Raw genomic sequence first — 23439 nt, 5'->3', positions numbered from 1 at the left:
GCGTAGTTTCTCCGATCTCCCCGGGCGCCGCGGCGGGTCGCCGTGAGCGCCACGGCGTGTCGTGCATTTCCGGAATCCCGGCCGCCGCGGCGCTCACGGCGGGTCAGGCGGTGACCTGTTCCGGGTCGGTGGTGGACACGGCCGCCGGTCGCGACGGGCGGCGGCCGAAGCGGATGGTGCCGTCCTCGATCTTGCCGTGCCGCAAGGTGATCACGTCCTGGGCGTAGTTCATGCCCAGCCGCCAGGGCGCCCGCGACCCGGCCTTGGGGAACCGGTCGATGGCCCGCAGCACGTATCCGGCCTGGAAGTCGAGCAGCGGCGCGGTGGTCACGGTCGGATCCGGCCACGGCGTCGCCTGCGCGTAGCCGCGAACATCCATGTGCCGCAACAACCTACACACGAACTCGGCGACCAGGTCGGCCTTCAGCGTCCACGAGGCGTTGGTGTAGCCGATGGTGAACGCGAAGTTGGGCACCCCGCTCAGCATCATCCCCTTGTAGGCGATGGTGTCCGGCGGTTCGATCTCCTTGCCGTCGACGGTCAGCGCGATGCCGCCCAGGGCGAGCAGGTCCAGCCCGGTCGCGGTCACCACGATGTCGGCGGGCAGTTCGGCACCGGATTCGAGCTCGAGGCCGTCCGCGGTGAACCGGTCGATGCGATCGGTGACCACCGACGCCCGCCCGTCGCGGATGGACCGGAACAGATCCCCGTCCGGCACCAGGCACAGCCGCTGATCCCACGGGTTGTAGGTCGGCTTGAAATGCGTGTCGACGTCGTAGCCCTCGGGCAGCTGCTTGATGGCCAGATTGCGGAAGAACTTGCGCATCATGGTCGGCCGCCGCTGGCTCAGCTGATAGATCAGGGTGCTGACCGCGACGTTCTTCCAGCGGGTGATGGTGTAGGCGCGGCGGTCGCCGAGCTTCTCCCGCAGTTTGGTGGCGATCCCGTCCACGGTCGGCACCGACAGGATGTAGGACGGCGACCGCTGCAGCATGGTGACGTGCCCGGCCGTTCGCGCCATGGCCGGAACCAGGGTGACCGCGGTCGCGCCGCTGCCGATCACCACGACACGCTTTCCGGCGTAATCGAGTTCGGCGGGCCAGTGCTGCGGATGCACGACTTGCCCTCGGAAGTCGTCGATTCCGGCGAATTCCGGGATGTAGCCCTCGTCGTAGCGGTAGTAGCCGCTGCACAGGTAGAGGAAATCGCAGGTGATGGTCGAGGGCTGGCCGTCGTGCTCGAAACCCACTGTCCAGCGCGCCTCGTCCGACGACCAGGACGCACCGGTCACCTTGTGCCCGTATCGAATTCGCTTGTCGATCCCGGCGTCGGCGGCGGTCGCGTGGATGTAGTCGAGGATGGCGGGCCCGTCCGCGATGGCCTCGGCGGCCACCCACGGCCGGAACCGGTAGCCGAGGGTGTGCATGTCCGAGTCGGACCGCACGCCCGGGTATCGGAACAGATCCCAGGTGCCGCCCATGGCGTCGCGGGCCTCGAAGATGGCGTAGCTGCGCGAGGGGAATGCGTCCTGAAGGTGGTGCGCCGCACCGATTCCCGACAATCCCGCGCCGACGATCAGCACGTTCACGTGTTCGGTCATCGTCCCGCTCCCTTCGCCGCCCGGCCGCGTGCCGCACCCATCACGACCGCCAGCACATCGAAGTAGTGCGTCGGCGATACCCGGGCGAGGATGTCGAACATATACGCGTCCGCCCCGACGAGAATGCGCGCCTTCCCGCGTTCGACTCCGCGGCAGATGATTTCGGCCGCCTTCTCCGGCGTCGTCATGGCCATGGCCTCGAATTCGGCGGCCATCTGCTCGTGGGTGCGGCCCTTGCCTTCCGGATCCTTTCGGACCCGGCCGTTGCGGGCGATATTGGTCTTGATGCCGCCCGGATGCACGGTCACCGCCGAGACCCCGGTGCCCCGAAGCTCCTGCCGCAGTGCGTCGGTGAACCCGCGCACCGCGAATTTCGCGGCACAGTAGGCACTTTGGTAGGGCATCCCGGCGAGCCCGTACACGCTGGAGGTATTGACGATCACGCCGCTGTCCTGCTCGACCAGGATCGGCAGGAACGCCCGCGTCCCGTTCACGACCCCGTCGAAGTTGATGCGGCGCAACCATTCATCGTCCTGCGGCACCGATTCCAGCACCGAGGAGGCCACCGCCACCCCGGCATTGTTGAACACGGCCGCCAGGGGCGCGGTCAGCCATTCGCGGACCTCGTCGGCGAAGGCGACCTGCTCGGCGGCATCGCTGACATCCAGCACCCGGGTCAGCACCGGACCGCTCAGTGCGGCGGCGGTCTGCTTCAACCCGTCGGCGTCGATATCGGCGATGGCCACCGGCGAGCCCCGGCGGGACAGCAATTGGGCCAGTCCCCGCCCGATTCCGGAGGCCGCACCGGTGATCATGACCGGGTGGCCGGACAGGGGCCTAGACGTTCGGGGCATCGGAACTCCTGGATTCAGTTGTGCGGATATGGGTGTCGATGAGTTCGGCGAGGGTGGGCCACAGGGCCTCGGGCAGATCGTGGCCCATGCCGGGGAGGGCGTGCAGGCGCGCGCCGGGCACGGCGGCCGCGGTGACGGCGCCGCCGCTCGGGTTGACCATGCGGTCGCGGTCGCCGTGCAGTACGAGGGTGGGCGCGGTGATGGTGCGCACCTCCCGGGTCCGGTCGCCGGACTTCATGATGCCCGCGAGCTGGCGTCCGACGCCCGCGGCCGGTCGCGGGTCGCGGTCCCAGGTGGTGCCGGCGGTGGCGCGAATCCTGGCCTCGTCCAAGGGGAATCCGGCCGAGCCGATGTGCCGGTACATCCGGACGGCGGCGTCGGTGTGCTCATCGCGGGTATTGGCGGGCTTGCTGAACATGCGGGCCCAGGTGGACAGCGCGGGCCGCCCCACCCGGGCCGCGCCGGTGGTCGAGAAGATCGAGGTCAGCGACGACACCCGCGCCGGATACCGGGCCGCGACGGTCTGGGCGATCATGCCGCCCATGGACATGCCGGCCAGATGTGCCCGCTCCCAGCCCAGCGCGTCCAGCAGCCCGAGGGTGTCCAGGGCCATGTCGCCGAGATCGTATTGCTGTGGGTCCCAGCGCTTCCGCAGCATCTGGGCCGGGCCCGGCGGCCGGAACCGGAGGTGGGTGGACTTGCCGACATCGCGATTGTCGAAGCGCACCACGTCGTAGCCGCGCTCGGCCAGCAGCGTCACCAGCCCGTCGTGCCATTCGTGCTTCTGCTGCCCCAGCCCCGCGATCAGCAGCAGCGGAACCCCTTGTCCCTGCCGCTCATAGCTGAGCTCGATCCCCCGCCCGACCTCCGCCACCTGCTCGCTCATGCCGTCACCTGCTCGCCTCGCGCGTCCTGGTTCTCGCCGTCCCCGGACGTCGCGGTGCGCTCGGCCGCGGTCTCGGCGACCGTGGGCCGCGGTGGCCTCCGGTACACGACGGCCCTCCCCTTCTTCGCGGGAACCAGTGCGACACCACGGAAGTGGGTGCGCTCATCCGGGGCGTCGGTGGTCTCCAGGGTGAAATCCCGCAGCAGCACGCGCAAGACCACATTCATCTCCAGGGTCGCGAACGCCGCCCCGATGCAGCGCCGTGCACCACCGCCGAACGGAATCCAGCTGAACGTCCCCGGCCGCTTCCCGACGAATCGATCCGGATCGAAATCCCGTGGATTACTGAACAATTCGGGATTGTCGTGCATCAGCCGGATGCTGACCATCACGCCCTGTCCACGCGGCAGCGTCCACCGCCCCAGTTGCAGCGATTCCGCCCGCACCATGCGCGCGGTGGCGTCGATGACCGGCCGCACCCGCTGCGTCTCGAGCAGCGCCGCCTCGCGCAGCTCGGAACCGCCCGCGTCGACCTCGGCGACCAGTCGCTCCAGAATGTGCGGATGCCGCCGCAGCCGTTCGACGGTCCACGACAGCGAGGTGGCCGTGGTCTCGTGCCCGGCGGTGAGCAGGGTGAGCAGTTCGTCGGCGATCTCGCTGTGCGTCATGGCCGAACCGTCGTCGTAGCGGGCCTGCAGCAGCATGGCCAGCACGTCGTCGCGTGCGCTCAGGTCCGGGTCGGCGGCGGCGCGCTCGATGAGCCGCCGCACGATCCGGTCGTACTCGGCCCGGTACGCCGCGAACTTCGCCCACGGCCCGAAGCGCCCGAACAGCCTGCGCGGCACCGGAAGCGCCGCCAGCGCGGACCCGACCAGCACGAGTTTCGGTAGCAGCGCCCGCAATTGGTCGAATTCCGCGCCCTCGGCCCCGAAGACCGCGCGCAGGATGACATTCAGCGTGATCCGCATCATCGAGTCCATGGTCGCGAACTCGCGACCCGACGGCCAGGACGCCATCTCGCGGACGGCCTCCTCCTCGATGAGCGATTCGTAGACCGCCAGCCGCCGCCCGTGGAAGGGCGGGGTGAGCAGCTTGCGCTCCTTACGATGCTCCTCGCCCCGCAGCGAGAAAAGCGAACCGGGACCGAGGAATTGGCCGAGATTGGCGTCGATATTGTCGACCAGATCGGTGTGCGTGGTGAACAGCGCCTTCACCTCGGCCGGGTCCGAGAGCACCAGCGTCGGTCCGAAGCGCGGCATCTTGACCATGAATGCCGACCCGTATTTCGCGTGCAGCCGCCGCCAGGTCCGGGTGCGTCCGGCCAGGATCTCGACGGCCTGCACGAAGGCCGGTGTGGTTGGTCCGTCGGGCAGTGTCACTGTGGTCATGCGCCATCTCCCAGCCTGGTACTTCTGCGTACCGTCAGAACGGTACGCGCGTGTACCACGGTGTGGCAAGGGTCACTTCCGGCACGCCGAAGTGCCGCAGGACACCGCGTCGGATTCGGGGAGTGCGACTACGTCAGCGCCGCGCGGGACGGGTGCGCGGGATCGAAGATCGAGATCGGCGGGCCGTCCCCCGCCGGATGCACTTCGAGCTTGCCGGTGTCGTCGATGAGGATGCGCCGCCCCGGATAGGTGCGCCGGGCGATCTCGGCATCCCGCTCGTCGAACTGGTCGCAGCCGGTGAAAACCAGTACGCCGTAATGCAATTCGGTGGCGTACACACTGGCCGGCCAGCGATGCAACCAGACATCCAGGTCGAAGAGGACTTCGGGTTTGGGCAGGTCGGTGCCAACCGTCATGCGGGCATGGTAGTCCCGGCGATCGGCATTTCACAGCAGCACTTCGCTATCGTCACACCCTGACACCGACGCAGGGAGGTCTCATGGCCGAGGCCCAGAAGTTCATCGATGCCTGGCACGAGCGGGCGGTCGCGCTGATCGCGAACTTCGCGATCGGCGCACCGCCCTATGACGTGCTGCCCGCGTCCATGATGGACGCCGACTTCCTGCCCGCCGCCGAGCTCAATATCGAGCTGTTCTTCCGGTTCCTGCGCACCGGGGAGGAACCGAGCGAAGCCGACACCGAACCGCTGGTGGCACGGGCGGTTTCGCTCACCCGCGACGGGATGCCCATGGTGGAGGCGCTCACCAACTACCGGGTGGGGCTCACGTTCGTATGGAATCAGGTGGTCGGGACGCCCACGGCGGAGGAGGCCGTCACCGCGGCGACGAGCGCGTTCCGGCTGGCGCAGTACGTGGCGCTGATGACGAGCCGGATTGCGGACGCCTGCGTCGACGATGTGCGACAGTCCCGCTACGACCGGATCGAACAGCATCGGGCCATCGCGGAAGCGCTGCTCACCGGCGGGGATCCGTACGAATGGGCCGAGGACGCGGCGGTCACCCTGGTGGATGCCTATGTGGTGGCGGTGATCCGGCTCGGCGACGCGCCGCCCGGCATCCTGACCGAGCTGCGGCGACGACTGGCCGGGATCGCGGGCAGCTTCCTCTACCGCGACAGCGGCGGCTGGACGACACTGCTGCCGCTGCGCTCGGCGGCCGACGAACGCGCCGCCATCGACAGCCTGGCCGAGATCCTGCGGCCCAAGACCCGGGCCGCGAAACCCGCCATCTGGGTGGGCGTTTCGGCCGCCCCGACCCGAGACGGACTGCCCGCGGCCTTCGCCGAGGCCCGGGTGCTGGCCGAGACCGGGCGGGCGCTGCGGCGGCCCGGCATGATCTGCCGGCGCGAGGACATGGTCTTCGAATACGCCATCGCCACCTCGGGGGCGGCCGGGAATCTGGTGCGGGTGCTCGATCCGCTCGACGGGCAGCCGGTGCTCGGCGAGACCCTCGAGGTGTTCATCCTGCAGGACTTCAACCAGAACGGCACGGCCCGTGAGCTTTCCGTGCACCGGAACACGGTGACCTACCGGCTCACCCGCATTGCCGAGCTGACCGGATACGACCCGCAGACCCCGGCGGGAATCTCGACGCTCATGAGCGCCCGGGTCGCCCGGCAGCTGAACGAGAACGGGCGCTAGTCCGGGACCGCGCCGCCGACGAGGAGTTGGACGATGGCCTGGACGAAGCCCTCGATGCGCTCGCGCGGATACGCGTCCGGGTCGCTGACGGCCAGGCGGCCCAGCATTTCGGCGATGGTCAGCAGGGAATTGGTCAGCAGGCCGGAATCCATTCCGGCCCAGCGCGGATCGGCGATCAGGCCGATCCGGACGAGCGCTTCAGCCTGATCGAAGATGCCCGCGCGGGAGCTGCGAATGGCCTCGCGGTATTCGTCGGGGGCATTGCCGGGACCGGCCAGCAGCAGCCGCCAGCGGGTCGGATTGCTCAGTGCCACATCGACGAACGCCTCGACGGTGGCGGAGGCGACCACGACCGGATCCGCGCCGAGCAGGTCGGTCGGGAGGGTATCGGCGACCTGTTCGAGGGCACGCTCGCGTTCGCGTTCCAATAGCGCGGCGACCAGATCGGCGCGGGTCTTGAAGACCGTGTAGAGCACCGGCTTGCCGACGCCCGCCTCGGCGGCGACGGCCTCCATGCTGAGCTCGTGCAGTTCGGCCTTCTCCAAGACTACGAAGGCGGCGTCGAGCAGCTGGGCTCGCCGCTCTTCCGGGGGCAGCCGGGGCGCGTAGCGCCGACGCGGGCGATCTGCCGTCGCAGGGGGTTTGCTCACTGCCGCTCCACCTTCACCGGCCCCATTCTGTCATCCCGGTTCCCGAGGTCATGCGCCCGACCCGGCTAAAGCTACGGGATCGTTGTATTCGTCGCGAGCAATTGCTACGGTTGCGTCATATTGCACGGGATCGAGCCCAGCGAGGAGCCCCAGTGACCTTCGATCCGACCACACTCCGCCGCGACGACTACGGCTTCTTCGGCCCGGATTCGCCGAGCTGGAAAGTCTGGACCTCGCCGACCGCGGTGATCGGCTTCCAGCGCGCGGTCACCCTGGAGTTCTTCGACCCGTTCCTGACCGCGTCGGTCGCCGACACCGGCAAGATCTACGCCGATCCGCGCGGGCGCCTGGACGCCACCTTCGCCTACTTCCTGATCGTGGCCATCGGCGATTCGCGCACCGCCATCCAGGCCTCCGAGCACCTGATGCAGGTGCACGCCAAGAGCACCGGCATCGAGCCGATCACCGGGCGGCGCTACAGCCCCAATTCGCCCGACACCCAGCTGTGGATCCACATCACCGGCTGGCAGTCGGTGCTCAAGGCCTACGAGATGTTCGGTCCCGGACTGACTCCCGAGGAGGAGGCCCGCTACTGGCAGGAGTGCCGCATCGCGGCCGAGCTGCAGACCTGCAAGCCCGAGGACGTGCCGCTGACCCGCGGGGGCGTGCGCGAGTACTACGCGAATGTCCGTGCGAGCCTGTGTAGTTCGGAGCGCGCCCAGGAGGGCATGCGCCAGATGCTGTTCACCTCGCCGAAGAACGGCGCGGGCTGGACCTACGCCCTGGGAGCGCGATTGCTCTCGTTCGCCTCGATCGCGACCCTGCCCAAGTGGATGCGCAAGCTGGGCGGCTACGACCGGCCCGCCATCGTGGACTTCCTGGTGAAACCCATTGGCCGCATTCTGGTTTGGATGTTCACGCTGTTCAACAAGCTGGGCCTGATCCTGGCCGCGCCGATCATCGCGCCGATGGCCGGGCAGATCCTGGAGCAGCACCTGAAGGCCGGTGTGCCCGCCCGCGCGGAGACGGTGACCCCGGCCGAAGCGCGTGAACTCTACGGCAGCCAGGGTCATCGAAGCGCCTCCGCCGCAAGCTGATCCCGCGGTCGGGACCTCAGCGGCAGATGAGGTCCTGATCGGGACGGGTGCCGTCGCGCAGGAATCGCTCGACGGCCTCGTTCGCGCAGGCGACGCGTGAGGGGTACGCCCCGTGCCCGCCCGCGTCGACCGCGACCATGCGGGCACGATCGCCGAATGCCCGCCGTAGGTTCAGCGCACCGCTGTACGGGGTGGCGACGTCGCGAAGGTTTTGCACCAGAAGCACATTCGAAGGACCGGACGAGTTCACGACCGTGCGCGGCGCGACCGGATACGGCCAGGTCGCGCAGGGCGCATAGCCCCGCGGCATGCCCGCGGTGAGCGGGTATCGGGCCCGGTCCTCGGCGACGGCGGTCGCGTAGTCCTCGGCTGCGGTCGGCCAAGCGACGTCATTGCACAGGGTCGCGATCAGGACCGCGGTCGAGCGCTGCATCGGCTCCGCGGGAGGCGCGGGATGGGCGGCGGGCAGTGTCGCCGATTTTCCGGCGGCATTGATCACCTGGGCCACATAGGGAAACTGCTTGTCGTCGTACAGGCCGTTGAGCAGGATCTGCCGTAATCCATTGCCGCTCAAAACCGATGACTCCGATCCCGGCCACGGCAAGGGCGCACGATCCAGCCGTGCGGCGAGCGCCAGATACTCACTGCGCACCGCTTCGGGCGTCTCCGCCACCCGATCCGAATTCCTCTCCGCCGAGGCCCAGCGCGCGAAGTCCGGGAACCGATCCTCCGCTCCCACCGCGTAATTCCCCAGCCAGGTGCGCTCGACCCGGTCCGGGTCCGGATCGTCATTGCTGTCCAGCAGCACCCGATCGGTGTGCTCGCCGAACATGGTGGCGTACACCGACGTCACATACGTCCCGTACGACGTCCCCCACGCCGCTATCTTGTTCTCCCCCAGCGCTTCCCGAATTCGATCGATATCCCGTGCGGCGGTGCGCGTCCCGATCGACCGCACCATCGCGCCCCCATTGCTCACGCAGGCCGCCGCGATCCGCTTCTCCACCTCGACATTCCCGGCGATCCCGCCATCGGCGTCCGGCCAGGGCCGAATTCGCTCCAGCGCCAGATCCGCCTGCGCAATATGGCAATTCGCCTCCGTACTGGCCCCCAATCCCCGCGGATCGAACCCGATCAGGTCGTACTCGTCCCGCACCGACTCGGGTAGATCCTTGCCCTGGGTGGACGGCAGATCCAGCCCCAACTCCCCCGGACCGCCCGGCACCAGGAACAGCACGCCCCGCCGCTGTTCGGGATGCGCGCTGCGAATCCGCGAGACCGCGAGCGAGATCTGTTCTCCGTCGGGCTTGTCGTAGTCGAGGGGCACCGAGACCACCGCGCACTCCTGCCGCGAATCCAATCCCGAGCCCTGACAGGTGGTCCACGTCGGCGCCGCACCCGAGGCGCGCTCGCACGCCGTCACCGCCGACATCAGCAGCCCGGCCAGCCCCAGCGTCACTCCGATACGAACTGTTCTCCTCATACCGCTGACGCTAGAAATCCGAAGCGCCCGAGGGCGTCACCCTGCGGTGCCGGTCCCGACTCCCCCTACGGAACTACAGCGCCGCGGAGAAGGCGGCGTAGGCGTCCGGGCCGAACAGCACGAAACGCGCTTCGCGGACCTCGGTGTCGGCCGCCCGCACGGTCTCGATCGCGATGCGGGCACCGTCGTCGATGGGCCAGCCGTAGATCCCGGTGGAGATGGCCGGAAAGGCCACGGTCTCGGCGCCCAATTCGTCTGCCACGCGCAGTGATTCGCGATAGCAGGAGGCCAGCAGTGCCGATCGGTCCTGCTGCGCCGACCACACCGGCCCGACCGTGTGAATCACCCATCGTGCCGGGAGATTCCCTCCCGTCGTCGCAACGGCCTGCCCGGTCGGCAACCCCTTCCCGTAGTGCGACGCCCGCAACTCCCGGCAGGCGGCCAGAATCGCCGGACCGCCCTTCCGATGAATGGCCCCGTCCACACCCCCACCGCCCAGCAGCGACGAATTCGCCGCGTTCACCACGGCATCCACCTCCTGCTCGGTGATGTCACCGCGCACCAGCACGAGTTCGACCATGCGACCATTGTCGCCGCCGACCGGGGTGAAACGCCAGCGTTGCGTGATTGAACGAAAACGACGCCCGCTCGGTTAGGCTCGGAGGGGACGGACGCACCGATCGAGCCGAGGATGATGCGATGAGGGAAGCGTTCGACGCTTGGAAGCGGGCCGTGACGCGGGGGGCGAGTACGCGGGCCATCGCCGAGCGGCTGGATACCAATGGGCCGCGGGTCAAGCGGCATTTGGAGGAGGCGGATCCGCCGGTCGCGGATACCGTGATCGAGTTGGCGCGCGCGTACGGGGCCAATCCGGTGGAGGGGTTGATCGCGGCGGGGCTGGTCACGCGCAGCGATGTGGATCATGCCGCAACGAAGGACGCACTCGCCGAGGTGCCGATGTTGCAGCTGCTGGAGGAGGCCGTGGAGCGCGAGCGGCGCGCGGTCAAGCGCCGCCGCACCTCCGAGGAGCCCGTGACGGAGAGCGAAGAACGACGCAACCGCCGGTTCCGGCGCAGGATCGCCGACGATATGCGGTGACGGCGCTACTGCAGCAGGTTCTCCGCGCGCCAGCGGGCGCCGGCGGGCAGGGCGTCGGCGATGCGGGCTTCGAGGCCGGTACGCGGACCGAACCAGATGCGGACGGGACCGACGTGATTGGGCATCAGACTGGAGTTCTGGACCGCGAGGGCGGCCTCGTCGCCGACCGCGCAGCCGAGCAGGCGGATGGTGTGCAGGGCGTCGGGGTGGTCGCCCTCGGCCGTGATTCGCAGTTCGGGCGCCAGGAGCACGGCCAGCGCCGCGTCGAAATCCGGTGTCTCCGGCCAGGTTCGGCGATGGCCGTCCACGGGCACGGTGGTACCGAGCCGCAGCGGGTGCAGATCGATATCGGCCGCGGCGGCCTGCCAGCGGTAGGCCAGCTCATCGGGTTCGACTACCCAGTCCATGTGTGATCCTGACTTCCGTCCTACGGTGCCACCGCGAGAAAGACGAACGCGGCGAAGAGCGAGAGGTGCACGGTGCCCTGCAACAGGGTGGCGCGGCCGGGCACCACGGTGAGCATGCCGACCACCACGGTGATGCCGAGCAACACCATCTCGGTCGCGCCCAGCCCGAGCAGCAGCGGCGTGTCGATCCAGATCGAGGCCACCGCGATGGCTGGGATCGTGAGACCGATGCTGGCCATGGCCGATCCGAGCGCCAGGTTGAGGCCGACCTGCACGCGCCCGCCGCGCGCGGCGCGATACGCGGCCAGCGCCTCGGGCAGCAGGACCAGCAGGGCGATCACCACGCCGACCGCCGAGCGCGGCAAACCGGCCGCGTCGACACCGGATTCGATGGCGGGCGAGACCGCCTTGGCCAGTCCGACCACCGCGATCAGCGCGGCGAACAGCAACCCGGCACTGGTGCGAGCCTCGCGCGCGCTCGGTCGCTCGGCATGCTCGTCCGGCTCGCTCGTACCCGGCTCGACCGGGAGGAAATCCTCCTTGTGCCGCACGGTCTGCATGGCCACGAAGCAGCCGTAGAGCACCAGTGAGGCGACGCCCGCGAAAGCCAGCTGCGCGGGTGAGAACTGCGGTCCCGGTTCGCTTGTCGTGAAGGTCGGCAGCACCAGGCTCAGCGTCGCCAGGGTCGCGATGGTGGCCAGCGCGCCGCCGGTGCCCTCGGCATTGAAGACCGCGACCCGCCGCCGCAGCGCACCCACCAGCAGGACCAGACCGAAGATGCCGTTGCAGGTGATCATCACGGCCGCGAAGACGGTGTCGCGGGCCAGCGGCGCGGCCTTGTCACCCGCCGAAACCATCAGCGTCAGAATGAGTCCCACCTCGATCACCGTCACCGCGATGGCCAGCACCAGCGCGCCGAACGGCTCGCCGACCCGATGCGCGACCACCTCGGCGTGATGCACGGCGGCGAGCACGGCCCCGAGCAGCAGCGCGAACAGCGGGACGTCGGCCAGCAGCGATAACTCCCGGCCCCACACGGCGGCGAGCACCGCGACGGCGAGCAGGGGTACGACGGTGGTCCAGCGCATCGCGGTGGACGGCTGAAACCTCTTGGACTGCTGAACCTCGGTGAACTGCAAATGCTTCCTCAGTGATCGCGGATGTCGCCGGCCGGACGCCGGGCGTTCGTCACGCTTCCGAACGTAGAGCGGAAATGTAACGTTCCGCAATCACAATGCACCGATTACGTTCCACGGGGTCGATCACCGACCGGATGATGACCAGCTCAGAGCCATCATCCGGCGAATTCTGTGATCGCACCCACGTGGAACGACATCGGCATACGAAACAAGCCCGCGATCACACCAGCGGCGTGAAGTCCCGGTTGGCCAGGTACTCCGGCCGCGGATGCGGCGCGGCGTAGGGGTCCAGCAGCGTGTTCTCGACGCTGTTGAACACCAGGAACAGATTCGAACGCGGGAACGGGGTGATGTTCCCGGACGAGCCGTGCATGAGGTTGGAATCGAACAGCAGCGCCGACCCGGCCCGGCCGGTGAACTGGGTGATGCCGTGCTTGCCCGCCAGATCCGTGATGGCCTGCTGTGACGGCACGCCGACCTCCTGCTCACGCAGCGAATCGCGGTAATGGTCCGGCGGCGTCTCGCCCTGACACGGCACGAAGGTGCGATGCGAGCCCGGCATCACCATGAGGCTGCCGTTGAACGGGAAGTTGTCGGTCAGCGCGATCGACAGGCTCACCGCGCGCGGGGCGGGCATGCCGTCCTCGGCGTGCCACGTCTCGAAGTCGGAGTGCCAGTAGAAGCCGGTGCCGGTGAAGCCCGGCATGTAGTTGACGCGGGTCTGATGCAGGTACACCTCCGAACCCAGCACCTGACGCGCCAAGCCCGCGATTCGGCTCTCGCGCACCAGTTCTCCGATCAGCGTGCTGAACCGGTGCACGTCGAATATCGAGCGCACCCGGTTGGACGCGCGCTCGATGATCACGCGCTCGTCCAGCAGCAGTTCGGGATCGCTTGTCAGCCTTTGGATCTCGGTGGCGACATCGCCGACCTCGTACGGGTCGAGCAGCCCGTCGATGATGGCGTACCCGTTGTCGTCGAAGTCGGCGAGCGCCGGGGTGCCGATCTCGCCCCAGACCGTCGGGTCGTCGCGGTCGAGCGGCGGTGTTCCGGCCACCGTCCGGGTCCGGTAGCGATCGATGCGCGCATTGTCGGACAGCGCCCGCGCGGTGTCGGACAGGGCCCGCGCATTGTCGGACAGCGTCATTGGCAAATCCTCCTAGTCGACGGCGACGAGCGGATAGACCCCGTGCTCGTCGTGCACCTCGCGCCCGGTCACCGGCGGATTGAACACGCACAGCATGCGCATCCGGGTGCGAGCGAACAGCCGGTGCCGTTCGTGGCCGTTGAGCAGATACATCGAGCCGGGGCCGAGCTCGTAGGTGACGCCCTGATCGAGATCGACCAGGGTGCCGTCGCCCTCGACGAGCCAGACGGCCTCGATGTGGTTCTGGTAGTGGAATTCATGGACGGTCTCGGCGTCGATGGTGGTCTCGTGGAAGGAGAATCCGACCCCGTCGCCGCCCAGCACGATGCGCTTGCTGCGCCAGCCCGGGCCCGCGACATCGCGTTCGGTGCCGGTGATCTCGTCGGTGGTGCGCACGATCATGTCAGCGCCCACCGCCGATCACCGAATCCACCGAGGCGGCAAGCAGTTCCAGGCCGTGGTCGAGCTCGCTGTCGGTGATCGTCAGCGGCGGAAGCAGTTTCACCACCTCGTCCTCCGGACCGGAGGTCTCCACCAGCAGCCCGCGCTGGAAGGCGGCCGCGCACACCTTCTCCGCCTGCGAGGCGTCGTCGAACACCACACCGTGCACGAGACCGCGCCCACGGGTGCTGAGCCCGCCGAAGGAGGCGACCAGGCCCGCCAGGGCGGTCTCGATGCGCTCGCCCTTGGCCCGGGTGGCGCTCTCCAGACCGGCGTCGGCCCAATAGTTTTCCAGCGCCGCGGTGGCGGTCACGAAGGCCGGGTTGTTGCCGCGGAAGGTGCCGTTGTGCTCGCCCGGCTTCCACAGGTCCAGTTCCGGCTTGAACAGCACCAGCGCCATGGGCAGGCCGTAGCCGCCGATGGACTTGGACAGGGTCACGATATCCGGTGTGATGCCGGCCATTTCGAAGGAGAAGAACGGGCCGGTGCGGCCGCAGCCCATCTGCACGTCGTCGACGATGAGCAGAATCTCCCGCGCCGAGCACAATCCGGCCAGCTTGCGCAGCCATTGCACGCTGGCGAGGTTGACGCCGCCCTCGCCCTGCACGGTTTCCACGATCACGGCGGCGGGCTGGTCCAGGCCCGAGGAGGCATCGTCGAGGACGCGCTCCATCCATTCGAACGAATCATCGTCGGGGCCGGACAGATAGCCGTCGTAGGGCATCGAGGTGGCGTGCTGCAGCGGCACACCCGCGCCCGCCCGCTTGGCGGCATTGCCGGTGACCGACAGCGCGCCCAGCGTCATGCCGTGGAAAGCGTTGGTGAAGTTGAGGATTTCGGTGCGGCCGGTGGCCTTGCGGGCCAGCTTCAGCGCCGCCTCGACGGCATTCGCGCCGGTGGGTCCGGGGAACTGCACCTTGTAGTCCAGGCCGCGCGGCCGGAAGATGCGCTCGCGCAACGACTCCAGCAGTTCGCGCTTGGCGACGGTGGACATGTCCAGGCCGTGGGTGATGCCGTCGCCGGCGATGTAGTCCAGCAGCGCCTGCTTGAGCACGGGATTGTTGTGCCCGTAGTTGAGCGCGCCCGCACCGGCGAAGAAATCCAGATAGTCCCGGCCGGTCTCATCGCGCAACCATGCGCCGGAGGCGGTATCGAACACGGTCGGCCATGAGCGGCAGTAGCCGCGCACATTCGACTCGAGTTCTGCGAAAACCGTCATATCGGGGGTTGTCATCGCCATTCCTCCTGAGGGGTGAGCGGTGCGATGCGGTAGAGATCCTCGGGCTGATGCCCGGTGGGAAACTGGTCGGCCGAGAACAGCGGGGTGCGGGTCAGGGCCGCGCCGCGGCGGCGCGCCAGCGACGCGAACATGGCGACCGAGGCCGGATTGTCGGGTGAGATCGTGGTCTCGAGTTGCGTGATGCCCTGGGCCGCACAGGCTTCCACCAGGACATCGAGCATGTCCACGCCCAGGCCGTGCCCGCGATGGGGATGATCGACGGCCACCTGCCAGACGAACAGGGTGTTCGGCCGGGCGGGGCGGGCGTAGCCGATGACGAAACCGGCTACCTCACCGTCGATTTCGGCGACCATGGAGGTTTCCGAGAAGTCCCGACACCACAGCAGGTAGGCGTAGCTGGAGTTGGTGTCGAGCACCCGGGAGTCCTCGGCAATGCGCCACAGCTGCGCGCCGTCGGCGAGCACGGGCTCCCGGATCTCGATGGTTTGCTGGGATATCGCGTCAAATTTGCTGATTGGGATCTGCATGACCACCTCAGCCTGACGTTCAATCTTTGAGGTCTTCCATGCGAACTCATTGCGATCTCATGACGATCCGATGACCGCGATTCCTGGACGCCGCGTGGGAATACCGTTATTTCGGCATGTCGAGGCGATATCCGAGGCCGCGGACCGTCACCACGATGCGCGGGTCGGAGGGATCGGACTCGATCTTCGTGCGCAATCTTCGGACGTGGACGTCGACGAGGCGTTCATCGCCGAAGAAGCCTTCGTCCCAGGCCCGTTCGAGCAGCAGGGTGCGGCTGAGCACGCGGCCGGGATTGGCCGCCAATTCGCACAGCAGCCGGAATTCGGTAATGGTCAGCGGCAGCGGATCATCGCCGCGGCGGACCACGCCGCCGTCGGGCGAAAGCACCAGCGGCGCTTCGTCGTCGGACTCCAGCACGATCTCGGCCGGGGGTTCGGCCACCGGGTCCTCGGGCAGCGCGCCCAGGCGGGGACGGCGGCGCAGCGCGCGGATGCGGGCGCTGATCTCCTTGACCTCGAAGGGCTTGGTGACGAACTCGTCGGCCCCGGCTTCCAGGGCCGCGACCACGTCGTGGGTGTCCTGACTGACGCTGACCACCATGATCGGCACCTCATGGGCGCGACGGACCTCACGAATACAGGTGAAGGCGTCCATCTCACCCACCAGCAGGTCCACGATCATCACATCGGGCGCGCCATAGCCGCGCAGACGCTCCAATGCCACCTCGGCGGTGCCTGCCTCGTCGACGTCGTAGCCCTCCTGCTCCATTGCCGTCCGCAAGGAGCCGGTGACGCCGGTGTCGTCCCCCACGATCATCAGGCTTGCGCCCATATGTCCTTCATCCTTTCGTCCGGAGAACGCCCCGACGCGTTCAGCGGACAATCACCGGCGGTGCGGTGATCGCATTCGACTAGGTCGAATACCCGAACCTTAGTTCAGCGAAACATCGGCTAATTACGGGTGGGTGGGCGCAATTGCGACATTGTGAGAAGTGGCACAATGGGTTTCGATGGGAATCAGCTGGTCGCGGGGCGATTTTCGACGGCGATATCGATAACCGGACCGCGTGCGGGATCGAGCCAGCGCATTATGCGGTCCAAATCCTTTGCCGGGACTGCGACGCAGCCTGCTGTGGGGTTGCCGTCGCCCACATGGAGGAAGTAGGCGGAGCCCGCGCCGGGGACGACCGGGGTGCGGTTGTAGTCGATGACCACGGCGTGGTCGTAGGCCGCGCCCGCCAGGCCCAGGTCCTCGCCGGCGGATTCGTCGAAGGGGCAGGTGCCGGGGGTGCAGGTCTGGAAGGTGTTGTAGTCCTTGGACTTCGGGTCGGAGACCCACCAATCCGAGTCCGTCACGCGGCGGTACGGGAGCCTGGTGCTGTTGGTGGCGGCGATGCCGAACGCCTCTGTGAGCGACCAGGTTCCGGCCGGGGAACGGGTTTGGGTCTCGCTGGTGTGGCCGATGCCCTGGGCTCCGACGTCGGCGCGGAGCGGGCCGATGGCCCGGATCCAGCGTGTGCCGGAGCGGTCCCACGCGGTCAAGGTCGCGGTTGTCGCGGTCGGGGAATCCGAGACCACCGTGATGAGCTGCTGGGCCGGGCCGTCGTAGGTCGGCTGAGCGTCGGGTTGTGAGCGGTCGCGGGCGCAGCCGACCGCGACGACCAGGACGATGCTGGCCAGGACGGTGGCTACCGGGCGGCGGGCAGACATGATGGCTGCCAGTCTGCCGCACACCGATAGGGTTTCTGTCTTATGGCCCTCAACTCGACCGTCTACACCGTCAGCGTCCATCTGGCGGATGTGGATCGCAATGTCTACGAAGAACTCGAGCTACGGGTCGCTCGGCATCCCTCCGAGACCGCGGAATACATGCTCACGCGGCTGCTGGCGTACTGCCTGGAGTATGAGGAGGGGATCACCTTCAGCGACGGTGGCGTCTCGTCTACGGACGAACCGCCGGTGCTGGTGCGCGACCTGACCGGTCGGCTCACCACCTGGATCGATGTGGGCGCGCCCGATGCGGACCGCATCCACCGGGCCAGCAAACTGGCCGATCGGGTCGCCGTTTACACCCATCGTGATGTGGCGAAGGTGCTGGCGGCGCTGCCCGCCAAGAAGATCCATCGGGCCGAGGACATCCCGGTGTATGCCTTCGATCGGGCGTTCATCGATGAGGCCGCGGCGCTGTTCGATCGGCGGAACAGTCTCACGATCTCGGTCACCGATCGGCATCTGTATCTCGAGCTCAATGGCACGTCGTTGTCGACGCCGGTCGAGGAACACCGGCTCGACGGCTAGCTTTACTGATCGCCGAAACGGCCGGTGGCCAGGGCCTTGTCGCGGAGCTTCGGCGGGAAGCCGGGGCCGAGTCGCGCCGAGATGTCCTTGTGGTGCAACGGTTCCCGGCAGTGGGAGCAGACGACCTCGGCGTGGGTGTCGTGGTCGCAGGTGGTGTGGTGCAACACGACCGGCTCGCCCGACTCGGGGGCCAGATAGCGGTCGCCCCACGCCATCATGGCCGCGATGACCGGGAAGAAATCGCGGCCCTGATCGGTGAGCAGGTATTCGTAGCGGACCGGGCGCTCCTGGTAGGGCACCTTGGTCAGCAGGCCGGTCTCGACCAGCCGGGTCAGTCGCTGGGTGAGGATATTGCGGCTCAGGCCCAACGTGGACTCGAAATCGTCGAAACGCTTTGCGCCGTAGAAAGCTTCGCGCAGGATCAGCGGAGTCCACCAGTCGCCCAGCAGGTCCACCGTGCGGGCGACCGTGCACGGCCAGTTCGCGAAACTCGTTCGTTTCATGCGGTCACGGTATCGAGGCGGGCGGGGACGTACTTGTGCCAGGGGGTGCCGACCCATTCGTCGCGGTCGTCGAAGGAGGTCAGCTCGTTCGGGGCCGCGCCGGTGGTGACGGGGGTGCCGTCGGGGTCCGCGACCGTCAGGCCGAAGCCGTTGGGGAGGGACAGGTGGCCGGGGCGCATGCGGTCGGTCGGTTCGACGGGGACCTGGGCGGTGCCGCGGCGGGTGGTGATCCGGACCAGGTCACCCTCGGTCAGGCCCAGGCGGTCGGCGTCGGCGGTGCTGAGGCGGAGGGTGCCGGCGCCACCGCGCTTGCGCCAGGCCGGATCTCGGAAGATGGTGTTGGCGGTGAAGGCGCGGCGCTCGCCCGCGGAGAGGATGAAGGGCCAGTCGGCGGTGTCCTCGGGGGCGTCCGGCAGGGTGGCGACCACCTCGAGGAGTTCCGGTATCTCCAGGCGGAGTACGTTGCCGCGCACGCGATTCCAGGTTTCAGCGTAGTCGTCCTCGGAGATGACGATGCCGTGCTTGCCCGCGAGGATCGCTTCGAACAGGCGCTCCCCCGCTTCCAAACCTGTTCCGTACCCGGCGCGTTCGACACTGGCGGGGAACCTGCGGACCATGTTGTAGGCCGCGGCCCACAGCAGGGCGGCCGAGGCGGCGCCGTCGGGCAGGGTCTCACCGAGGGTGCGGTAGAGCAGCACGGGTGCCAGTTTCGAGCGGGCCGGGTCGCCGAGAATGCCGAGGAAGGCCATGGCGAAGGCCTCGCGGCCCTGAGCCAGGGCGGCGCGCAGGGGCGCGTAGTCGGATTCGCCGACGACACCGGCGGCCTCGGCCAGGCGGGCGTGGATTTCCGGCTCGGGCAGCACACCGTCGGGGGCGGGGAGCACGGGGTGGCGGAGGTGGAAGATGTTGCGGGGGAAGTCGAAGTTGAAGAAGGTGGCTTCGTACTTCTCGAACTGGGTGGGCGCGGGCAGGACGTAATCGGCCAGGCGCGCGGTCTCGGTCATGGCCACGTCGATGACGACCACCAGTTCCAAGGCTTCCAGCGCCTCGCGCATGCGGGCCGAATCCGCCAGGGAGTGGGCGGGATTCGCGCTCTCGATGAACATGGCGCGGTAGCGGGCGGGGTGGTCGGTGAGGATTTCCTCGCTGATCACATTGCAGGGGACCAGTCCGCTCACGATGTGCGCGCCGACCACCGGGCTCTTGGGGCCCTCGCCAGCCGGGTGGCCGCGGTCGTGGCCGAGATTGCTCAGGCCGGTGAAAGCGTACTGAGTGCCGGGCTTTCCGACATTGCCGGTGAGGATCCAGACCAGCTTCTCGACGTAACTGACGACCGTCGAATAGCGGTTCATCTGGACGCCAAGGTCCTCGAGGGCGGCGACGGAATTGGCGGCGGCCAGGCGGTGGGTGGCGGCGGTGACCAGGTCGAGGTCGACATCGGCGATGGCGCAGTACTTTTCGATGGGGACCGCGCGCAGGACCGGGAGCACCTCGTCGAGGCCGGTGGTGTGTTCGGCCAGCCACTCGTGGTCGATCAGGTTGTCGCGCACCAGGATCGCAGCCATGGCCGAGAGCAGGTAGACGTCCGTGCCGGGGCGCAGCTGCAGGTGGAAGTCGGCCAGTTCGGCGGTCTCGGTGCGGACCGGGTCGAGCACGATCATCGAGCGGGCCGGGTCCTTGGCAATCTCCTTCAGGACCGTGCGGGCGCGCGGAAAGCCGTGGGACTGATACGGATTCTTGCCGATGAAGAACGCCACCTCGGCGTGCTCGACATCGGCGCGCATGGGGTGGCCGGCCATGCGGGCGCCGACCCAGAAGTCGCCGGTCTTCTCCTGCGCCAGGGCGCTGGAGCGGTATTTGATGCCGTAGGCGGCCATGGTCGCGGGGGCGTACGCGCCGCCCAGATGATTGCCCTGGCCGCCACCGCCGTAGTAGAAGATCGACTCGCCGCCGAAGTGGTGCTTGACCTCCAGCAGGCGGGCCGAGACCTCGGAAATCGCGGTGTCCCAATCGATTTCCTCGAAGCTGCCGTCCGCGCGCCGCCGCAGCGGGGAGGTCAGCCGACCGGTGTGGCCGTTCTGGTAGCGGTCCAGCTGCAGGGCCTTGTTGCAGGTGTAGCCCTCCGAGGCCGGGTGCAGCTTGTCGCCGCGGATCTTCTCGAAGGACCGGCCGTCCGGCCCGAGCAGCACCTGAATGCCGCAATTGCACTCGCACAGGATGCAGGCCGTGGGCTTCCACTCCGTCATGTGAGGAGCGTAACCCCTGTCAGTTCACTTGCGCTACCCACTAGCGGTCTTTGACCACGATTCCGAAGGCCTGGGCGAAGACGGGGGCGAGTTCGAGCAGCTGCATATTGGTGACCGTCGCGCCGGACAGCGACTCGACGCCGCTCGCGATCCCGATCGAGCGGGCCTCGCGCAGATCGACGTTCTTCAACTTGGCATTGCGCAGCATGAGGCCGTTGATCTCCGAGCCCGGAAACGTCACCCCGGTGAGCTTGGCGTCCATGATGTCGACATCGCGCAGCACACAGTCCACGAACGACACATCGATCAGCGTCGCGCCCCGCAGGTTCACCGAATCGAACTTGCAGTTGTGGAAGCTCACCCGGCGCAGCGTCGACCCGAACGCCTCCACCCCGGACAGCGCCGCCATCACGAATTCCGTGTCCATCCAATTGGTTTCGGACAGATCGGTGCGAATCCACCGCGTGCCCCGCAGCCAGACGTCGGTGAATCGCGAATACCGGAACATGCCGCCGGTCACCGTACCGTCGGTCACCGCGCATTCGCTGAACGTCACCCCGCGCACCTGCGGATCCTCGAGGGCGAGGCCATCGAAATGGGCGCAGTCGTACGTGCCCTCATCCCCCAGCGTGTCGCGCACCTCCAGAAAACGCGCGAACGACAGATCGGCCAACTCCCGAGGCATACCGCTTCCCATCCGTTTCGAGGAAAAGATCAACTCAGCGAACCGCCCCCGACCGTACGCCTCCCCCACGACACCCAACCCCGCCCCGACCCGCTCCTGCCGCCGCGGCGAAATGGTATAGCCCGCAGGTCAGCGCGGCGTAGCGGACCGGAATCGCCGTGCCCGCTCAGATGACCCGCGCGGTAACCAGGGTCTCGAAGGTATAGGGCCGCAAACCATCGGTACGGCCCGCGAAGTACCGCTGCTCGAGGTCCGCACGTGTGGGATGGTCCACGACCTTCAGCCCGCAACGGCTGATCAGCCTCTCGATCTCCGACACCGACCAGCCGGGCTGAAGGGGCTCGCCGACAGCAGCCGCGATCGGTGTATAGATGCGGGCGTATTCGATCCCCGCGTCATCGAGCGCGGCGTCCTCGGCCAGGTAGGAGAACACCACCTCGGACCCGGGAGCAGCCCCCGCGATCGTGCGCAACGTCGACTCGATCGCCGGTGCCGTCAGATACGGGGCGACCCCCGTCCAGCAGAACAACGTCGGCCGCGCCCAGTCGAACCCGGCCGGTCCCAACGCATCCCGAACCGATCCCACCTCGAAATCCACCGGCACGAACACCTGCGAGCCACTCAGCGGCAACCCGAGCTCCCCGACCCGCTCCAGCTTCCATGCCTGAGAAGCAGGGTGATCCACCTCGAACACCGTCAACGCCCCGAGCAGATCCGGCCGCCGCCACGCGAACGAGTCAAGCCCCGCCCCAAGAATCACATACTGCGTGAACCCACCAGCAACCAGCCGATCCTCGGCGTACCGACTGCGGGTACAAACAGCCGCCCGAGCCTCACGACGAATCGGATCAGGAAACAACGGATCAAACCGCTCCCGCAACTCCTGCCAAACCGGCCCAACAAACACCAACGCCAGCACATCATCCAACACCCACGGCCCCGCCGTCTCCAACCGATACAACCCCCGCGACACCGCCGCAAACATCGCCGTCCTACTAGCCGCACTCTCCATACGCCCCTCCTCGCCAGTCAGAGTCCAGCATGCCGACAACACCCACCAACGCCGCGCACTTCACAGGATGCGCCTGTATCGCCCTGACGGCCACAGCCAGATCGCCCGGCCGCCACGTTCCCTCACCCTCGGGATCCTCCAACGGCCATGCACGCCAGCATCGCTGATCGCGTCCCGGGATTGATGTAGTGCTTGCCGGAGTCCACCGCTCACCGGATGAACTGCGATTTCTTGTCCAGGACAGCCCCTTCCGACCGCCCGGGTCGCGCTGGCACGGGACGTTGAGGGTAGCCGTTCGGGCTGGTATCGGCAGTCGGTCTGGTCCAAGCGCGCCGAACCTCTTGCGGCCGAGTATGTTCAGTGTTCTGTGGACCCAAGCAACTCGCCGTCGGTGTACGGATCTGTCGTCGAATTCGTGGAGAACTATCTCAGTCTTCTGTACCGGCGAGAAGTCGGGAAGGGCCGTCGAGTGTGGTGTCCACAGTGGTGGAAGCACGCTGAGGCGGTCGCGCGACTGGATGCTATGTGGCGGACGTGGGAGCATTATCGGATCGACAGCAGAACGGGTTTGAGCGTGTGGTTTCTCGACCACGCCGATCCGCATATGAGCATCCTGTTCGACCCCGACGGCCCCTTCCAGTTCTGCTCCACCGCATCCGGACACTCCGACGAAATGCCGCCGCTTCAGCTGATCGCGACGCCGCCGGGTCTCTACAAATAGCGCTGAACTGTTGCGCGCTGCATCTAGCCTCGGTGCATGGCAGACACTTTCGGCGCGCAGATGACCGACACTGAAATCAGGCAGTTCTTCGCGTTGCTTCAACGTTGGTGCGACACCGAACTCGACCAGTTCGCCAATCTGATCATCCCTACTCGATACGGCGATGTGTACGCAGCTTTCGGCCGCGAGCGCGTCATGGGAATTCCAGTGGAACTGTACGAGCGCGTGCCCGCAGACTGGTTGGGCGACGCCGGATAAGGAGGCGCTCAGAGTTGGCCAGATCTCGCACTTTCCAGGGGAATTGGTCGAAAATCGCCGATTCCGAGGTGTTTGTGCGAATTTTCGGCCAACCCGCGC

The 23439-nt window shown here is 67.7% G+C and carries 26 protein-coding genes; 6 read left to right on the top strand and 20 right to left on the bottom strand.

From position 1 onward, the window contains the following. Window positions 1-103 precede the first annotated feature (103 nt). The 5 genes from ON43_RS08590 to ON43_RS08570 all read right to left on the bottom strand — a co-directional run bounded on the left by ON43_RS08590 (window position 104) and on the right by ON43_RS08570 (window position 5144). Window positions 104-1600: a flavin-containing monooxygenase gene (locus ON43_RS08590; protein ID WP_040805516.1), complete on the bottom strand. Its 1497-nt coding sequence runs from the start codon at window positions 1598-1600 to the stop codon at window positions 104-106. Next, window positions 1597-2454, bottom strand: coding sequence for an SDR family NAD(P)-dependent oxidoreductase (locus tag ON43_RS08585; protein WP_040805514.1), 858 nt, complete (start codon window positions 2452-2454; stop codon window positions 1597-1599). Before ON43_RS08585 ends, ON43_RS08590 begins: the two co-directional genes overlap by 4 nt. Further along, complete coding sequence (locus ON43_RS08580; RefSeq protein WP_040805513.1) at window positions 2438-3340, bottom strand: alpha/beta fold hydrolase; 903 nt, start codon at window positions 3338-3340, stop codon at window positions 2438-2440. Before ON43_RS08580 ends, ON43_RS08585 begins: the two co-directional genes overlap by 17 nt. Beyond that, window positions 3337-4728, bottom strand: coding sequence for a cytochrome P450 (locus tag ON43_RS08575; protein WP_083913242.1), 1392 nt, complete (start codon window positions 4726-4728; stop codon window positions 3337-3339). The genes ON43_RS08580 and ON43_RS08575 overlap by 4 nt, the downstream gene beginning before the upstream one ends. Before the next feature lie 128 nt (window positions 4729-4856). Then, a complete protein-coding gene (locus tag ON43_RS08570) occupies window positions 4857-5144 on the bottom strand; it encodes a hypothetical protein (RefSeq protein WP_051178154.1) in 288 nt (95 codons plus the stop codon). 83 nt (window positions 5145-5227) lie between these two features. On the opposite strand from ON43_RS08570, the gene ON43_RS42280 reads away from it, so the two are divergent. Beyond that, the gene (locus tag ON43_RS42280; RefSeq protein WP_051178153.1) at window positions 5228-6388 is read left to right on the top strand and encodes a PucR family transcriptional regulator; all 1161 of its coding nucleotides are present in this window, start codon (window positions 5228-5230) and stop codon (window positions 6386-6388) included. On the opposite strand, the gene ON43_RS08560 is transcribed toward ON43_RS42280, so the two are convergent. After that, a complete protein-coding gene (locus ON43_RS08560; RefSeq protein WP_040805512.1) occupies window positions 6385-7038 on the bottom strand; it encodes a TetR/AcrR family transcriptional regulator in 654 nt (217 codons plus the stop codon). The genes ON43_RS42280 and ON43_RS08560 overlap by 4 nt on opposite strands. A gap of 152 nt (window positions 7039-7190) precedes the next feature. Here ON43_RS08560 and ON43_RS08555 point away from each other — a divergent pair, with 152 nt between their 5' ends. Beyond that, window positions 7191-8135 (top strand): oxygenase MpaB family protein, encoded by a 945-nt coding sequence (locus tag ON43_RS08555; RefSeq protein ID WP_040805511.1) that lies wholly within the window; start codon window positions 7191-7193, stop codon window positions 8133-8135. 16 nt (window positions 8136-8151) lie between these two features. On the opposite strand, the gene ON43_RS08550 is transcribed toward ON43_RS08555, so the two are convergent. After that, window positions 8152-9618, bottom strand: a complete 1467-nt coding sequence (locus tag ON43_RS08550) for an alpha/beta hydrolase (RefSeq protein ID WP_040805509.1) — start codon at window positions 9616-9618, stop codon at window positions 8152-8154. Between the two features lie 73 nt (window positions 9619-9691). Continuing rightward, complete coding sequence (locus ON43_RS08545) at window positions 9692-10198, bottom strand: O-acetyl-ADP-ribose deacetylase (protein ID WP_040805508.1); 507 nt, start codon at window positions 10196-10198, stop codon at window positions 9692-9694. A 119-nt stretch (window positions 10199-10317) separates the two neighbouring features. Between ON43_RS08545 and ON43_RS08540 the strand changes: the two genes are divergently transcribed. Then, complete coding sequence (locus ON43_RS08540; RefSeq protein ID WP_157513955.1) at window positions 10318-10716, top strand: hypothetical protein; 399 nt, start codon at window positions 10318-10320, stop codon at window positions 10714-10716. Window positions 10717-10721: 5 nt separating this feature from the next. Here the strand turns inward: ON43_RS08540 and ON43_RS08535 are convergent, their stop codons facing one another. From ON43_RS08535 to ON43_RS08500, 8 genes are all read right to left on the bottom strand, one after another. Continuing rightward, window positions 10722-11123 carry a hypothetical protein gene (locus ON43_RS08535; RefSeq protein ID WP_040805503.1) on the bottom strand — a complete coding sequence of 134 codons (402 nt, stop codon included), beginning with the start codon at window positions 11121-11123 and terminating at the stop codon, window positions 10722-10724. Window positions 11124-11143: 20 nt separating this feature from the next. Beyond that, entirely contained in the window at window positions 11144-12211 is a 1068-nt protein-coding gene (locus ON43_RS08530; protein ID WP_040805599.1) for a calcium:cation antiporter, read from the bottom strand. Window positions 12212-12482: 271 nt separating this feature from the next. Next, complete coding sequence (gene thpD, locus ON43_RS08525) at window positions 12483-13409, bottom strand: ectoine hydroxylase (protein ID WP_051178152.1); 927 nt, start codon at window positions 13407-13409, stop codon at window positions 12483-12485. 12 nt (window positions 13410-13421) lie between these two features. After that, a complete protein-coding gene (locus ON43_RS08520) occupies window positions 13422-13811 on the bottom strand; it encodes an ectoine synthase (protein WP_040805501.1) in 390 nt (129 codons plus the stop codon). A 1-nt stretch (window position 13812) separates the two neighbouring features. Continuing rightward, window positions 13813-15084: a diaminobutyrate--2-oxoglutarate transaminase gene (gene ectB / locus ON43_RS08515; protein WP_040805595.1), complete on the bottom strand. Its 1272-nt coding sequence runs from the start codon at window positions 15082-15084 to the stop codon at window positions 13813-13815. Next, window positions 15081-15617: a diaminobutyrate acetyltransferase gene (gene ectA, locus ON43_RS08510; RefSeq protein WP_051178166.1), complete on the bottom strand. Its 537-nt coding sequence runs from the start codon at window positions 15615-15617 to the stop codon at window positions 15081-15083. Before ectA ends, ectB begins: the two co-directional genes overlap by 4 nt. Before the next feature lie 106 nt (window positions 15618-15723). Continuing rightward, window positions 15724-16449, bottom strand: coding sequence for a response regulator transcription factor (locus ON43_RS08505; protein ID WP_040805499.1), 726 nt, complete (start codon window positions 16447-16449; stop codon window positions 15724-15726). A gap of 185 nt (window positions 16450-16634) precedes the next feature. Then, the gene (locus ON43_RS08500) at window positions 16635-17327 is read right to left on the bottom strand and encodes a L,D-transpeptidase family protein (protein WP_083913240.1); all 693 of its coding nucleotides are present in this window, start codon (window positions 17325-17327) and stop codon (window positions 16635-16637) included. 42 nt (window positions 17328-17369) lie between these two features. On the opposite strand from ON43_RS08500, the gene ON43_RS08495 reads away from it, so the two are divergent. Continuing rightward, window positions 17370-17915 (top strand): YaeQ family protein, encoded by a 546-nt coding sequence (locus ON43_RS08495; RefSeq protein ID WP_040805497.1) that lies wholly within the window; start codon window positions 17370-17372, stop codon window positions 17913-17915. A 2-nt stretch (window positions 17916-17917) separates the two neighbouring features. Here the strand turns inward: ON43_RS08495 and ON43_RS08490 are convergent, their stop codons facing one another. The 4 genes from ON43_RS08490 to ON43_RS08475 form a co-directional block, all read right to left on the bottom strand. Next, window positions 17918-18418, bottom strand: coding sequence for a winged helix-turn-helix transcriptional regulator (locus ON43_RS08490; protein WP_040805495.1), 501 nt, complete (start codon window positions 18416-18418; stop codon window positions 17918-17920). Next, window positions 18415-20664, bottom strand: a complete 2250-nt coding sequence (locus tag ON43_RS08485) for a molybdopterin-dependent oxidoreductase (protein ID WP_040805493.1) — start codon at window positions 20662-20664, stop codon at window positions 18415-18417. Before ON43_RS08485 ends, ON43_RS08490 begins: the two co-directional genes overlap by 4 nt. A 40-nt stretch (window positions 20665-20704) precedes the next feature. After that, complete coding sequence (locus ON43_RS08480) at window positions 20705-21349, bottom strand: pentapeptide repeat-containing protein (RefSeq protein ID WP_218003223.1); 645 nt, start codon at window positions 21347-21349, stop codon at window positions 20705-20707. A gap of 166 nt (window positions 21350-21515) precedes the next feature. Continuing rightward, window positions 21516-22361 carry a class I SAM-dependent methyltransferase gene (locus tag ON43_RS08475; protein WP_040805489.1) on the bottom strand — a complete coding sequence of 282 codons (846 nt, stop codon included), beginning with the start codon at window positions 22359-22361 and terminating at the stop codon, window positions 21516-21518. A gap of 367 nt (window positions 22362-22728) precedes the next feature. Here ON43_RS08475 and ON43_RS08470 point away from each other — a divergent pair, with 367 nt between their 5' ends. Both ON43_RS08470 and ON43_RS08465 read left to right on the top strand, forming a co-directional pair. After that, a complete protein-coding gene (locus tag ON43_RS08470; protein ID WP_040805487.1) occupies window positions 22729-23082 on the top strand; it encodes a DUF4913 domain-containing protein in 354 nt (117 codons plus the stop codon). 36 nt (window positions 23083-23118) lie between these two features. Next, window positions 23119-23340 (top strand): hypothetical protein, encoded by a 222-nt coding sequence (locus ON43_RS08465; RefSeq protein WP_040805486.1) that lies wholly within the window; start codon window positions 23119-23121, stop codon window positions 23338-23340. Window positions 23341-23439 lie beyond the last annotated feature (99 nt).

This window comes from Nocardia concava NBRC 100430, assembly GCF_000308815.1.
GTDB classification, from domain to species: domain Bacteria; phylum Actinomycetota; class Actinomycetes; order Mycobacteriales; family Mycobacteriaceae; genus Nocardia; species Nocardia concava.
Note: the sequence above shows the minus strand (reverse complement) of the source record. Positions and strands in the feature narration are given on the sequence as shown.